Genomic DNA, 14,106 nt, shown 5'->3' with positions numbered 1-14,106 from the left:
CTGAACTTAACCTACCACCAGGTTAAGCAGTTTGCCCGGGACGTAAATCACTTTACGAATGGTGACGCCGTCCAGGTATTTCGCTACCAGATGCTCCTGCGCAGCCAGCGCCTGAACCTGCTCCTGAGTCGCATCCGCCGGCACGGTAATTTTACCGCGCACTTTGCCATTAACCTGTACCACTACCAGCACCGAATCTTCCACCATAGCGGCTTCATCGGCTACCGGCCACGGCGCATTGTCAATTTCACCTTCGCCACCCAGCGCCTGCCACAGCGTAAAGCTGGCGTGCGGAGTGAAAGGATAAAGCATACGCACTACGGCCAGCAGCGCTTCCTGCAGCAGAGCGCGATCCTGATCGCTTTCCTGCGGCGCGCGCGCCAGTTTGTTCATCAGTTCCATGATCGCCGCGATGGCGGTGTTGAAGGTCTGACGGCGGCCAATATCATCAGAAACTTTAGCGATGGTTTTATGCAGATCGCGACGCAGCGCTTTCTGGTCATCGTTAAGGCTGTTGATATCCAGCGCGACGGTAGCGCCTTTCTGACTGTGTTCGTAAGCCAGCTTCCATACGCGTTTCAGGAAGCGGTTAGCGCCTTCAACGCCTGATTCCTGCCACTCCAGCGTCATCTCTGCCGGTGAAGCAAACATCATAAACAGGCGAACAGTATCCGCGCCGTAGCGCTCTACCATCAGCTGCGGGTCAATACCGTTATTTTTCGATTTTGACATTTTGCTCATGCCCGCGTAGATCACTTCTCGGCCTGAGGCGTCGGCCGCCTTAACGATACGCCCTTTCTCATCGCGTTCAACGGTGACCTCTACCGGAGAAACCCAGTTACGCTCGCCGTTTTCGCCCAGATAATAGAAGGCGTCCGCTAACACCATGCCCTGGCACAGCAGGCGTTTTGCCGGCTCGTCAGAGGTGACCATGCCCGCATCACGCAGCAGCTTATGGAAGAAGCGGAAATACATCAGATGCATGATCGCGTGTTCAATGCCGCCGATATATTGATCCACCGGCAGCCAGTAGTTAGCCGCAGCAGGATCGAGCATGCCCTGATCGTAGTCGGGACAGGTGTAACGTGCGTAATACCAGGACGATTCCATAAAGGTATCGAAGGTATCGGTTTCACGCAGCGCTGGCTGGCCGTTAACGGTGGTTTTTGCCCACTCCGGGTCTGCCTTAATCGGGCTGGTAATGCCATCCATAACCACATCTTCCGGCAGGATAACCGGCAGCTGATCTTCCGGCGTTGGCATTACCGTGCCATCTTCCAGGGTGACCATCGGGATCGGCGCGCCCCAGTAACGTTGACGAGAAACGCCCCAGTCGCGCAGACGATAGTTAACTTTACGTACGCCCACGCCTTTTTCAGCCAGACGGTCAGCGATGGCGTTGAAGCCCGCTTCATGACTAAGACCATCAAACTCAGCAGAATTAAACAGCGCGCCTTTGTCGGTCATGGCGGCTGCACTGACGTCTGGCTCGCTGCCGTCGAGATTCAGCACCACCGGTTTAATCGGCAGGTCATATTTTGTGGCGAATTCCCAGTCGCGCTGATCGTGAGCGGGAACAGCCATTACCGCACCGGTGCCATACTCCATCAGTACGAAGTTAGCGACCCAAACCGGCACTTTTTCACCGCTCAGCGGATGAATTGCGAACAGGCCGGTCGCCATGCCTTTTTTCTCCATGGTAGCCATTTCAGCTTCTGCTACCTTGGTATTACGGCACTCGGCAATGAAATCAGCCAGCGCCGGATTATTCACCGCCGCCTGAGTGGCCAGCGGATGACCTGCGGCTACCGCCACGTAGGTTGCGCCCATAAAGGTATCGGGACGCGTGGTATAAACGGTAACTTTCTCTTCGCTGCCGTCCACATCAAAGGTGATTTCCACCCCTTCAGAACGCCCGATCCAGTTACGCTGCATGGTTTTAACCTGTTCCGGCCAGTCTTCCAGCTTGTCCAGGTCGTTCAGCAATTCGTCGGCGTAGTCGGTGATTTTAATAAACCACTGCGGGATCTCTTTACGCTCAACTTTGGTATCGCAGCGCCAGCAGCAGCCATCAATAACCTGCTCATTCGCCAACACGGTTTGGTCGTTGGGGCACCAGTTAACCGCTGAAGTTTTTTTATAAACCAGGCCTTTTTCATACAGCCTGGTGAAGAACCACTGTTCCCAGCGATAATATTCCGGCTGACAGGTGGCCAGTTCGCGGCTCCAGTCATAGCCAAAGCCCAGCAGTTTCAGCTGGTTCTTCATGTATTCGATATTGGAATAGGTCCAGGGGGCCGGCGCGGTTTTGTTTTTTACCGCGGCGCCTTCCGCAGGCAGACCGAAAGCATCCCAGCCGATCGGCTGCAGTACGTTTTTACCCAGCATACGCTGGTAACGGGCAATCACATCGCCAATGGTGTAGTTGCGCACATGGCCCATATGAAGGCGACCAGAAGGATAGGGCAGCATTGAGAGGCAGTAATATTTCTCTTTGCCTTCTTCTTCGGTCACTTTGAAGGTCTGTTGTTGATCCCAGTATTGTTGAACATGGGATTCGATCTCTTCCGGGCGGTATTGCTCTTGCATGGCAGCCTGTGGTCCTTTATGAATAGCGCGAAGCCTGAACTGTGTAGATAAGATCCGCATAGCATAGCCGATAAGGCTTTGCTGCAACAACACCTGACGGCAACCGGCAGGCCATTTCTCTGCAAGCTGGAAGCATGGCTGCAGAATTTGCTGCGAATCGCGGCGCAGGCAGAGTAAATTCGCGAGAAGCGCTAGAATTAATGACAACCCCGCTACACAGAGTGCTGACCAACCCAACGCGCGGAGGGCGCAGGCTCGTAGTCATCAATCGCGATAACAGGAGAATATATGAATAAGGTGGCGCAGCATTATCAGCAATTGATCTCTTCGCTCAGCGAACGTTTAACGCAGGGGGAACGCGATATCGATGGAATGGTAGAGCGTGCCAGGCAGCAGCTTATAATGAACAGCGATTTGTCACGTAACGAGGTGAACGAAGTCACGCGAGCGGTCCGGCGTGACCTGGAGGAGTTTGCCCGCAGCTATCATGAAAATGAAAACGACCCCACAGACAGCGTTTTTATGCGTGTAATCCGTGAAAGCGTATGGAAAGAGCTGGCTGATATCACCGATAAAAGCCAGCTGGAGTGGCGTGAGATTTTCCAGGATTTGAATCACCATGGCGTTTATCAGAGCGGCGAAGTGGTGGGGCTGGGTAATCTGGTTTGTGAAAAGTGCCACTTTACCCGGGCGATCTATACGCCAGAGACGCTGACGCTTTGCCCTGAGTGCGGGCATGACCATTTCCAGCGCCAGCCTTTTACGCCCTGAACCTAATACTTTTGCGTAGCAGGGCAGCCAGCAGGCTGCCCTGAAGATCAATGCAGGATTTTGGCCAGAAAGTCTTTAGCGCGATCGGAGCGCGGATCGGCAAAAAAGGCCTCTTTCTGAGTGTCCTCAATAATTTTGCCCTCATCCATAAAGATGACCCGGTGCGCCACTTTACGGGCGAAGCCCATTTCATGGGTCACCACCATCATCGTCATGCCTTCATGGGCCAGCTCCACCATCACATCCAGCACTTCGTTAATCATTTCAGGATCGAGCGCCGAGGTGGGCTCGTCAAACAGCATGGCGACCGGATCCATACAGAGCGCGCGCGCAATGGCTACGCGCTGCTGCTGCCCGCCGGAGAGCTGAGCCGGAAATTTATTGGCGTGCGCGGAGAGCCCTACGCGCGCCAGCAGTTTCTGGCCTTTGTCGCGCGCCTCATCTTTGTTGCGCTTCAGTACTTTAATCTGCGCCAGCGTCAGGTTTTCTATAATGCTGAGGTGAGGGAAGAGCTCAAAGTGCTGGAATACCATCCCGACTTTAGCGCGCAGCTGGGCCAGATTAGTTTTTTTATTGTTCAGCTGGATGCCATTGACCTCAATGGTGCCCTGCTGAATGGGTTCCAGCCCGTTTACGGTTTTGATCAGCGTCGATTTGCCGGAGCCGGAAGGGCCGCACACTACCACCACTTCGCCTTTATTAACTTGGGTTGAACAATCGGTCAGCACCTGAAAGTGACCATACCACTTCGAAACGTTTTTCAGGGTAATCATTTAAACCGTCCTTTTTCTTTTTAGATAGCTGACCAGCATTGACGCGCTAATACTGATAACGAAATAAACCAGACCGGCAAACAGGATCATCTCTACCTGAGTGCCGTCACGCTCGCCAATCGACGTGGCGGTGCGGAAAAAGTCAGCCAGACTTAACACATAAACCAGCGAGGTGTCCTGAAACAGCACAATGCCCTGCGTCAGCAGCAGCGGCACCATGGCACGAAACGCCTGCGGCAGAATAATCAGCCGCATGGTCTGAAGCGGCGTCATGCCGAGCGCCAGTCCGGCACTGGACTGACCACGAGAAATACTTTGAATACCGGCGCGGATGATTTCTGAATAGTAGGCTGCTTCAAACAGCGAAAAGGCCACCATAGCTGAAATCAGGCGAATATCGGTTTTGGGCGAGAGTCCCAGCACCTGCTGTAAAAAGCTGGGCACCACCAGATAAAACCACAGCAGCACCATGACCAGCGGCACGGAGCGGAACAGGTTCACATACAGGTTGGCAAACCAGCTGATTGGCTTAAACGTAGAGAGGCGCATTACCGCCAGCAGAGTGCCCCAGAGAATGCCAAATACCACTGCCGTCACGGTGATTTTCAGGGTAATGACCAGGCCGTTAATCAGGTAAGGCAGGCTGGGGATAATCGAAGTCCAGTCAAATTCGTACATCATTTACTCCCCATATTGCCGGGCAAACGCACCTTGCGCTCTACAAGGCCCATTAACAGCATGATCACCAGATTAATGCCGATGTAGGCGAGCGTGATGGCGGTAAAGGATTCATAGGCGTGGGCGGAATAGTCCAGCAGCTTGCCCGCCTGCGCGGCCATATCCACCAGGCCAATAGTGGAGGCGATAGCGGAGTTTTTTACCAGGTTCAGCATTTCCGAGGTCATCGGCGGTACGATCACGCGATAGGCGTTAGGCAGCAGCACATAACGATAGGTTTGCGGCAGCGTTAACCCCATTGCCAGGCCAGCGCTCTGTTGTCCACGCGGCAGCGACTGAATCGCTGCGCGCACCTGTTCACAAACGCGTGCGGCGGTAAAAAGCCCAAGACAAATGGTCGAGGAGAGGAAAAACTGCAGGTTAGGATCGAGTTCGGCCTTAAACCACATCCCCACATCTTCACCCACCAGTTCCGGCGCTACCAGATACCAAAAAAAGAACTGAACGATTAAAGGAATATTACGGAACAGCTCAACATAGCAGGTGCCAATTGCTGACAGCAGGCGGCTGGGGGCCGTACGCAAAATGCCAAAAAAAGAGCCAACGAAAAAGGCGATAATCCAGGCGCATAACGAAACGGTAACCGTGGTTTGCAACCCTGACCACAGCCAGCCGAGATAGGTGGTGTTTCCAAACGGGGCCTGTTCAAAGAAAATGCCCCAGTTCCAGTCAATACCCATAACAAACTCCGGTAAAAAAGGGTAGCTAAGCTACCCTGAAGATTGATGAGAGGCTTCTGTGGATCGTGAGCCGGGGAACGACCGACTCACGCTGTCTGTCCGAGCCTGTTTTCAGCAATCGAGTGGGCGACGCATCGCCCTGTTTTCATTGTAATTAATTCAACGCTTTGTCATTTGGCGTTTTAAACAGCGTTTTCATGTCTTCAGAAAGCGCAAAGTTCATATTGAGGTTTTTCGGTGGGATAGGCTGTTTAAACCAGGTATCAAACCACTTTTCTGCCTGACCGGAGGTTTGCGCCTTCGCAATGGTTTCATCGACCAGCGCTTTAAACGCCGGATCGTCTTTGCGCAGCATACAGCCGTAAGCCTCTTTCGACTGCGGCGTGCCGACAATTTCCCAGTTATCCGGCTTTTTGGCTTTGGCGCGTTCACCCGCCAGCAGGGCGTCATCCATCATAAAGGCCACGGCGCGGCCGGTTTCCAGCGTGCGGAAGGAGTCACCGTGATCTTTGGCGCTGATAATGCGCATCTCCAGTTTTTTCTCATCGTTCAGCTTATGCAGCAACACCTCTGAAGTGGTGCCCGATGTCACAACCACGGTTTTGCCTTTCAGATCGGTGAAGTCTTTAATCGGGCTGCCTTTTTTAACCAGCAGGCGCGTACCGATAATAAAGACCGTATTGGAGAAGGCGGCCTGTTTCTGGCGTTCCAGGTTATTAGTGGTGGAGCCGCACTCGAAATCGTAGGTGCCGTTTTGCAGCAGAGGGATGCGGTTTTGCGACGTCACCGGCAACATTTTGACCTGCAGATCGGGTTTATTCAGTTTGGTCTTAATGGCATCGACGATGGCGTTAGAATAAGCCTGAGAGTAACCCACCACTTTCTGTTGGTTATCGTAATATGAAAAGGGAACGGAAGACTCACGATGCCCGACAACAATCACGCCGTTATCATTAATTTTTTTCAGCGTGCCGGTGAGTTCTTCGGCCTGGGCTGCGCCTGCTGCTGCACTGAGCAACAGCAGAGACAGTGCAACTTTGCGCATCTGCATGTTCCAACTCCTTCATGTTTTTGGCACCTAATTCAGGGACCGAGATAGGTTATTAATGCCTGCCGCTTTTCTTTTGGTTCCAGAACGGGTTCTGAATAATTCTTAACATAGCGGAATGTTAACGTAATGAAACAGAAAAGTTTGTTTTTTGCGAAGTCCGCCGCACCAAATCAATGCATTTCTGCTGCTCTGCGCCAAAGGGGAGCACTGGCTGACCCTGCATGGTGCAAAAGCTGACGGCCCGTTGGCGTGAGCGCAGAAAGCACGGTTTCGCTATCAAACTAATGCAAAGCCTGTGCCAGTGAAGGTATGAAAAAAAGATGTCGGTTTGATGAAACAAGAGCAGAGGGGAAAACAGGCGAAGCATGGGCTTCGCCTGGAAAGTTAGCGGCGAGAGCGGCGCGCCGTAAAAATTGCAGCCAGAGTAAACAACAGCGTTATCAACCAGACGGTAAGATTGCCGGTGCGTGCGTAAGGCGTCAGACCGGTTGTCGGCGTGACCTTCGCTTCCAGTACCTGACGAGTAAACTGCGGAATAATGTGCTGCACTTCGCCATCGGCGCCAACAACGGCGGTTACACCGTTATTGGTGCTGCGTAATAGCGGACGGCCAAGCTCCAGCGCGCGCATGCGCGCCATCTGGAAGTGTTGCCACGGGCCGATAGAGTGACCAAACCAGGCATCATTCGAGACCGTTAGCAGAAAATCGGTTTGCGCAGTGAAGTTATCCCTGACCTGCTGGCCCAGCACAATTTCATAGCAGATAGCCGTGGTCAGATTATAGCCCGCCGCCTGTAGCTGAGGCTGTAGATAGTTGCCACGGCTGAAAGAGGACATTGGCAAATCAAAGAAGGGAGCCAGCGGACGCAGTAACGACTCCAGCGGCACAAATTCACCAAAAGGCACCAGATGATTTTTCTGGTAGCGATTGCCGCCGTAATAGTTGTAGGGCTCTTTTCCGCCCAGCACGATCACCGAGTTATAGTCGTGATAGCGGTTGCCTTCCAGGCGTGAATCCACGATGCCGGTAATCAGCGTACTGCCACCCGCCTGCAGGGCATCATCAAGCTGGTGTAAAAATGGCTGCTGGTTTACTTCCAGATCGGAAACGGCGGATTCCGGCCAGATGATAATCGGCGCTTTGCCCATATAGTGACGCACGCTGTCGCTGTAAATGCGCAGCGTATTACGCAGCTGTTCCGGATCCCATTTCAGCGACTGCGCAATGTTTCCCTGCACCAGCGCAACGTTTACCGCTCGCGCTGGCTGCGCCTGATACCAGCTAATATAACGCAACGGCCAGGGCAGCAGCAGCAGCGCCAGCGCCGCCAGCGCTGGCCACAGACGTCGCTGCATTAATGCGTAAACTGCCAGCCCGGCGATAATCATTAGCAGGAAGGTGACGCCTTCCACGCCCGCCAGCGGAGCCAGCCCTTTTAGCGGACCGTCAATCTGACTGTAGCCGAACTGCAGCCACGGAAAACCGGTCAGGATCCAGCCGCGCAAGAACTCGCTGACCTGCCAGGCAACCGGCGCCAGTAATACCAGCCTTAACAGGCTCGCTTGTGGGCTAAGACGATTCACCACTGCGGCAAATAGTAGCGGATAGAGCGCCAGATAAGCAGCCAGCAGAATAACCAACAGAACATTGACCGGGCCAGGCATGCCGCCAAAAGTGGCGATGCTGACGTATACCCAGTTTATGCCGCTGCCGAACAGGCCAAAGCCCCAGGCGAAGCCGATAGCGGCAGCCTGTGGCGTGGTGCGTTGTAAGGTCAGCGCCTGTAAGCCGATCAGCGAAAGCAGCGCGGCAGGCCAGAAATCATACGGGGAAAAAGCCAGGGTGCCGACGGCGCCGGCACCTAAAGCCAGCAGCAGGCGAACCTGCTGACGGGCGTAAACAGAGGCAATAGCCATAAATGTGTTATTCATCCAGAATCAGGCAATAGCCCTACAAAGCGTTATTCATCCAGCACAGGCAGTGGAGCATTTTCCGGTATCCTTACATGCACCTGAATGATACGACGGCTGTCCGCCATCGCGACTTTAAACTGATAGCCTTCAATGTCGATGCTTTCACCACGCGCCGGCAGATGACCAAACGCCTGCATCACCAGACCACCAATAGTATCGACCTCTTCATCGCTGAACTGCGTGGCAAAGGCTTCATTGAAGTCTTCAATCGGCGTCAGCGCACGAATGGTATAGGCGTGACGACTAAGCTGACGAATATCACGATCTTCTTCATCATCATATTCATCTTCAATTTCACCCACGATCAGCTCAAGAATATCTTCAATGGTCACCAGGCCGGAAACACCGCCAAACTCATCGATCACGATCGCCATATGGTAGCGCTGAGAACGAAACTCTTTCAGCATGCGGTCCACGCGCTTACTTTCCGGCACGACAACGGCTGGACGCAGCACCTTTTCCATGCTGAACGGCTCTGATCCACTGCTCATAAACGGCAGTAAATCTTTTGCCATCAGGATCCCTTCGACATGATCTTTATCTTCGCTAATCACCGGGAAGCGGGAATGGGCAGACTCAACAATGACCTGCAGACACTCTTCCAGGCTTTGATTGCGCTTCAGCGTAATCATTTGCGAGCGGGGGATCATGATATCGCGGACGCGCTGCTCAGCGATATCCATGACGCCTTCCAGCATGTCACGCGTATCCTGATCGATCAGTTCGTTCTGTTCGGAATCACGAATGAGTTCCAACAGTTCTTCACGGTTTTTAGGCTCACCATGAAAAAGCTGGTTGAGAATGAGGGAAAAAAAGCCCTTTTTACTACTGGGACTGTCGCTGTTTTGTGAATGGTCGTCGCTCATGGCGTTCTGGTATGGGTCTCTCTTTATGAGGATCGGCCTGCCAGCCTTTGCCGGCAGGATTTAACAACAGGCAGCCTTTACGGCGCCTCTTTCTCCGAAATGTACGGATCGGGATAACCAAGAGCAAGCATTATCTCGGTCTCCAGCGATTCCATCTCTTCGGCTTCATCATCTTCGATATGATCGTAACCCAGCAAGTGCAGGGTGCCATGAATAACCATGTGCGCCCAGTGCGCCTCCAGCGCTTTCTCTTGCTCGGCGGCTTCCTGCTCGACAACCTGACGGCAAATCACCAGATCGCCCAGCAGCGGTAACTCTATGCCGGGTGGCGCTTCAAAAGGAAAAGAGAGCACGTTAGTCGGCTTATCCTTTCCGCGCCAGGTCAGGTTAAGATCGTGGCTTTCCGCTTCGTCCACTACGCGAATAGTGACTTCGCTTTCGGGCTGAAACTGCAGCAGCACCGCTTCCAGCCAGCGACGGAAATCCGTTTCGGTCGGCAGGCCGCTGGCCTGTTCGCAAGCCAACTGTAAATCGAGAATAACCTGACTCATTTCTGTTCCTGTGCAGCTGCCTGCGCTTCGCGCTTACGTTCTTCGGCCAGTTTATCACGACGCTTCTGATCGGCCTCTTCCCAGGCCTCATAGGCCGTTACGATACGGGCAACAACCGGATGACGCACCACGTCTTCGCTGTGGAAGAAGTTAAAGCTGATCTCTTCGACGTTTGACAGCACCTCGATCGCATGGCGCAGACCTGATTTGGCGTTGCGCGGCAGGTCGATCTGGGTAATGTCGCCGGTAATAACCGCTTTGGAGTTAAAACCGATACGGGTCAGAAACATCTTCATCTGCTCAATGGTGGTGTTCTGACTTTCGTCGAGAATGATAAACGCATCATTCAGGGTACGGCCACGCATATAAGCCAGCGGGGCAACCTCAATCACGTTACGCTCTATCAGCTTTTCTACGCGCTCAAAGCCCAGCATTTCGAACAGCGCGTCATAAAGCGGGCGCAGATAGGGATCGACCTTCTGGCTTAAATCACCGGGCAGAAAGCCCAGCTTTTCACCCGCTTCGACGGCCGGACGCGTCAGCAGAATACGGCGTATTTCCTGGCGCTCCAGGGCATCAACCGCAGCAGCCACCGCCAGATAGGTTTTACCCGTACCCGCAGGGCCTACACCGAAGGTGATGTCATGGTCGAGGATGTTAGCAATATACTGCGCCTGATTCGGCGTACGTGGCTTAATAACGCCGCGTTTGGTTTTGATATTTACCGCTTTGCCATATTCAGGCACGCTTTCCGCCGTCTGCTCCAGCACGCGGCTCTCTTTAATCGCCAGATGGATCTGTTCCGGCTCGATGTCCGGGATAACGCCGCGTACCGGCGCGGTATCCACATACAGAGTACGCAGGATATCCACAGCGGCATTTACGCAGAGCGCGCGTCCAACCAGCTTAAAGCTGTGATCGCGATGGCTGATCTCAATGCCCAGCCGACGCTCCAGCTGCTTCACGTTATCGTCAAACGGACCACACAGGCTCTGCAACCGGTTGTTATCAGCAGGTTCTAATTCTATTTCGCGTGTTTCGATATTCAAACTAATCCTTTGGGTCGCTCAGGGCCAGGTTGATAATTAACAGGGACTTGCCGCCTGAGATACAGGCGAACCATAGCAGAAGTATTTATGGCATGACCAAAAGGCGCAAGCTGTAAAGCCGATATTTGGGCGTTGCTTTCAGAAAGCAAGTGCAATGAGGTGAAATTGTGCGGTGGGCAAGCGCTGCCCACCGTTGAATGACATCATATCAGGGTTGGAAAATGGCCACGCCAATTTCATTTTCTTTACGGGTACGCGCAATGACGGAAGCCGGGCTTTCTGCAACGCGCAGGCCCATCTCTTGCTCGGTACGAACCACCACGCCACGCAGAGAGTTAGTATAGACGTCCACGATTTCCACATCGACGAACTTGCCGATCATCTCCGGCGTGCCTTCAAAGTTCACCACGCGGTTGTTTTCCGTACGGCCTGAAAGCTCCATCACATTTTTACGTGACGGCCCTTCAACCAGGATGCGCTGCACGGTGCCCATCATGCGACGGCTCCATGCCATTGCCTGCTGGTTAATGCGATCCTGCAGGATATAGAGACGCTGCTTTTTCTCTTCTTCGCTGACATCGTCCGGCAGATCGGCAGCCGGCGTGCCGGGACGCGCAGAATAGATAAAGCTGAAGCTCATATCGAAGTTAACGTCGGCGATCAGCTTCATGGTTTTTTCAAAGTCTTCCTGTGTTTCGCCAGGGAAGCCGATGATAAAGTCAGAGCTGATTTGAATATTCGGACGCGCTTCCCGCAGCTTGCGGATAATCGCTTTATACTCCAGCGCCGTATGGGCACGCTTCATCAGGGTCAGGATACGGTCAGCACCGCTCTGCACCGGCAGATGCAGGAAGCTCACCAGTTCCGGCGTATCGCGGTAAACCTCGATAATATCGTCGGTAAATTCGATCGGATGGCTGGTGGTAAAGCGAATGCGATCGATACCGTCAATCGCCGCCACCAGACGCAGCAGTTCGGCAAAAGAACAGATGCCGCCATCGAAAGCAGGGCCGCGATAAGCGTTAACGTTCTGGCCCAGCAGGTTCACTTCACGAACGCCCTGAGCGGCGAGCTGGGCAATTTCCAGCAGAATATCATCGCAGGGACGGCTGACTTCCTCACCGCGCGTATAAGGCACCACGCAGAAAGTACAGTATTTGTTGCAGCCTTCCATAATGGAAACAAACGCCGTCGGACCTTCAGCGCGCGGCTCCGGCAGGCGGTCAAATTTCTCAATTTCCGGGAAGCTGATATCCACCACCGGGCTTTTCGAGCCGCGCACGGTGTTGATCATTTCCGGCAGGCGATGCAGGGTTTGCGGGCCGAAGACAATATCGACATAGCTGGCGCGCTGACGAATATGGTCACCTTCCTGCGAGGCGACGCAGCCACCCACGCCAATAATCAGTTCAGGATTACGCTCTTTCAGCGTCTTCCAGCGGCCCAGCTGATGAAAGACTTTCTCCTGTGCCTTTTCGCGGATAGAGCAGGTATTAAGCAGCAGAATATCAGCTTCTTCCGCCACTTCCGTGAGGGTATAGCCGTGCGTACTCTCCAGCAGGTCGGCCATTTTAGATGAATCGTATTCGTTCATCTGACAGCCCCAGGTTTTGATATGCAGTTTTTTACTCATCTAACTTGCCATTTATCAGTGCAGGAAGGATTGCAGGGCGCGTATTGTAATGCTTTGCTGCTGTTGTGACCAGTGTATCGGCTTTTCTGTTTTTCGCAGGATTTCCGGTACACTTTAACTTAACGGGCTCGCGGACCTGTCGCCGCGAGACGGCAGGGCACAAAAGGATAAATTTATGCATCAAACGCAATTCGATGTCGTCGTGGTTGGCGGAGGTATGGTTGGCGCGGCGCTGGCAAGTGGGCTGGCGCAGCAGGGCTTTCAGGTTGCCGTACTGGAGCGAGACGTTCCGGCGGCTTTCGATCCTGACGCGCCGCCAGATATTCGCATTTCCGCCATCGGCTGCGCCTCGGTGGATTTACTCAAACAGCTGGAAGTCTGGCCGGCCGTACAGCAAATGCGCTGTGCGCCCTATCGTAAGCTGGAAACCTGGGAATGGCAGACGGCGCGCGTACAGTTTGATGCCGCAAGTCTTGGTCTGCCAGAGTTGGGTTACATGGTGGAGAATTCGGTATTGCAGCTGGCGCTGTGGCAGCGTCTGCAACAGCAGCCGGTTAGCCTGTTCGCGCCAGCGAAATTGAGTGCCTTGCAGCAGCATAACGGCGGCTGGCAGCTGGTGCTGGAAGATGGCCAGACGCTTACGGCCCGGCTGGTGATCGGTGCCGATGGGGCGAACTCTCAGGTGCGCCAGCTTACCGGTATTGGCATTCAGGGCTGGAACTATAGCCAGTCCTGTATGCTGATAAGCGTGGAGTTGGATCATGCGGCAGGCGATACCACCTGGCAACATTTCACGCCAGAGGGGCCTCATGCGTTGCTGCCGCTGTTTGATCGCTGGGCGTCGCTGGTCTGGTATGACAGCCCGGCCCGCATTCGCCAGCTGCAGACGCTGTCGCCAGAACAGTTGCAAAAAGAGGTAGAACGCTGTTTCCCGTCGCGTCTGGGGCGTTTTCGCGTGCAGCAGGCTGCCTCTTTCCCGTTAGTGCGTCGTCACGCCAATCGTTATGTGCAGCCGGGGCTGGCGCTGGTAGGTGATGCGGCGCATACCATCAATCCGCTGGCCGGGCAGGGGGTAAATCTGGGCTACCGCGACGTTGATGCGCTGATTGAGGTGTTAACCACGGCTCGCAACCAGGCGGAAGAGTGGTCTTCAGAGCGGGTCTTGCTGCGTTATCAACGTCAGCGCCAGAAAGATAATTTGCTGATGCAGAGCGGTATGGATCTTTTCTATTTTGCCTTCAGCAACCGCCTGCCACCGCTGCGCGTGCTGCGTAATGTGGGATTGATGGCGGCAGAACATGCTGGCGTGCTGAAACGTCAGGCGCTGCGTTACGCGCTGGGATTGTAAACGAGGCGGGCGGAAGGCAGCGCCCGCTGAAATACCAGATACGCAGACGCAAAAAAGCCCGCAGAAGCGGGCTTTTTTACACT

At 54.0% G+C, this 14,106-nt stretch carries 12 protein-coding genes; 2 read left to right on the top strand and 10 right to left on the bottom strand.

Translation table 11 applies throughout. The features are described 5' to 3' along the window. Positions 1-6: 6 nt before the first annotated feature. Positions 7-2,589 carry a leucine--tRNA ligase gene (gene leuS / locus ACQE32_RS09300; protein WP_427021660.1) on the bottom strand — a complete coding sequence of 861 codons (2,583 nt, stop codon included), beginning with the start codon at positions 2,587-2,589 and terminating at the stop codon, positions 7-9. Positions 2,590-2,877: 288 nt separating this feature from the next. Here leuS and ACQE32_RS09295 point away from each other — a divergent pair, with 288 nt between their 5' ends. Continuing rightward, entirely contained in the window at positions 2,878-3,360 is a 483-nt protein-coding gene (locus tag ACQE32_RS09295) for a zinc ribbon-containing protein (RefSeq protein ID WP_427021659.1), read from the top strand. A 47-nt stretch (positions 3,361-3,407) separates the two neighbouring features. On the opposite strand, the gene ACQE32_RS09290 is transcribed toward ACQE32_RS09295, so the two are convergent. The 9 genes from ACQE32_RS09290 to miaB all read right to left on the bottom strand — a co-directional run bounded on the left by ACQE32_RS09290 (position 3,408) and on the right by miaB (position 12,675). After that, the gene (locus tag ACQE32_RS09290; RefSeq protein ID WP_426974091.1) at positions 3,408-4,133 is read right to left on the bottom strand and encodes an amino acid ABC transporter ATP-binding protein; all 726 of its coding nucleotides are present in this window, start codon (positions 4,131-4,133) and stop codon (positions 3,408-3,410) included. Continuing rightward, complete coding sequence (gene gltK, locus ACQE32_RS09285; protein ID WP_250652684.1) at positions 4,134-4,811, bottom strand: glutamate/aspartate ABC transporter permease GltK; 678 nt, start codon at positions 4,809-4,811, stop codon at positions 4,134-4,136. Then, entirely contained in the window at positions 4,811-5,551 is a 741-nt protein-coding gene (locus tag ACQE32_RS09280) for an amino acid ABC transporter permease (RefSeq protein WP_426974092.1), read from the bottom strand. The genes gltK and ACQE32_RS09280 overlap by 1 nt, the downstream gene beginning before the upstream one ends. A gap of 154 nt (positions 5,552-5,705) precedes the next feature. Then, positions 5,706-6,602 carry a glutamate/aspartate ABC transporter substrate-binding protein gene (locus ACQE32_RS09275; RefSeq protein WP_085067622.1) on the bottom strand — a complete coding sequence of 299 codons (897 nt, stop codon included), beginning with the start codon at positions 6,600-6,602 and terminating at the stop codon, positions 5,706-5,708. Positions 6,603-6,986: 384 nt separating this feature from the next. After that, positions 6,987-8,519, bottom strand: coding sequence for an apolipoprotein N-acyltransferase (gene lnt / locus ACQE32_RS09270; RefSeq protein WP_427021761.1), 1,533 nt, complete (start codon positions 8,517-8,519; stop codon positions 6,987-6,989). A gap of 44 nt (positions 8,520-8,563) precedes the next feature. After that, positions 8,564-9,442 carry a CNNM family magnesium/cobalt transport protein CorC gene (gene corC, locus ACQE32_RS09265; RefSeq protein ID WP_085067620.1) on the bottom strand — a complete coding sequence of 293 codons (879 nt, stop codon included), beginning with the start codon at positions 9,440-9,442 and terminating at the stop codon, positions 8,564-8,566. Between the two features lie 77 nt (positions 9,443-9,519). Further along, complete coding sequence (gene ybeY / locus ACQE32_RS09260; protein WP_426974093.1) at positions 9,520-9,993, bottom strand: rRNA maturation RNase YbeY; 474 nt, start codon at positions 9,991-9,993, stop codon at positions 9,520-9,522. Next, the gene (locus ACQE32_RS09255; protein ID WP_426974094.1) at positions 9,990-11,042 is read right to left on the bottom strand and encodes a PhoH family protein; all 1,053 of its coding nucleotides are present in this window, start codon (positions 11,040-11,042) and stop codon (positions 9,990-9,992) included. Before ACQE32_RS09255 ends, ybeY begins: the two co-directional genes overlap by 4 nt. A gap of 208 nt (positions 11,043-11,250) precedes the next feature. Continuing rightward, positions 11,251-12,675, bottom strand: a complete 1,425-nt coding sequence (gene miaB / locus ACQE32_RS09250) for a tRNA (N6-isopentenyl adenosine(37)-C2)-methylthiotransferase MiaB (RefSeq protein ID WP_426974095.1) — start codon at positions 12,673-12,675, stop codon at positions 11,251-11,253. A 175-nt stretch (positions 12,676-12,850) separates the two neighbouring features. On the opposite strand from miaB, the gene ubiF reads away from it, so the two are divergent. Further along, a complete protein-coding gene (ubiF, locus tag ACQE32_RS09245) occupies positions 12,851-14,023 on the top strand; it encodes a 3-demethoxyubiquinol 3-hydroxylase (RefSeq protein ID WP_085067616.1) in 1,173 nt (390 codons plus the stop codon). Positions 14,024-14,106: the final 83 nt, after the last annotated feature.

This window comes from Pantoea sp. FN0302 (assembly GCF_050113775.1).
GTDB classification, from domain to species: Bacteria; Pseudomonadota; Gammaproteobacteria; order Enterobacterales; family Enterobacteriaceae; genus Mixta; species Mixta alhagi.
The sequence above is the reverse complement of the archived record's forward strand: the minus strand, read 5'-3'. Positions and strand labels throughout refer to the sequence as shown.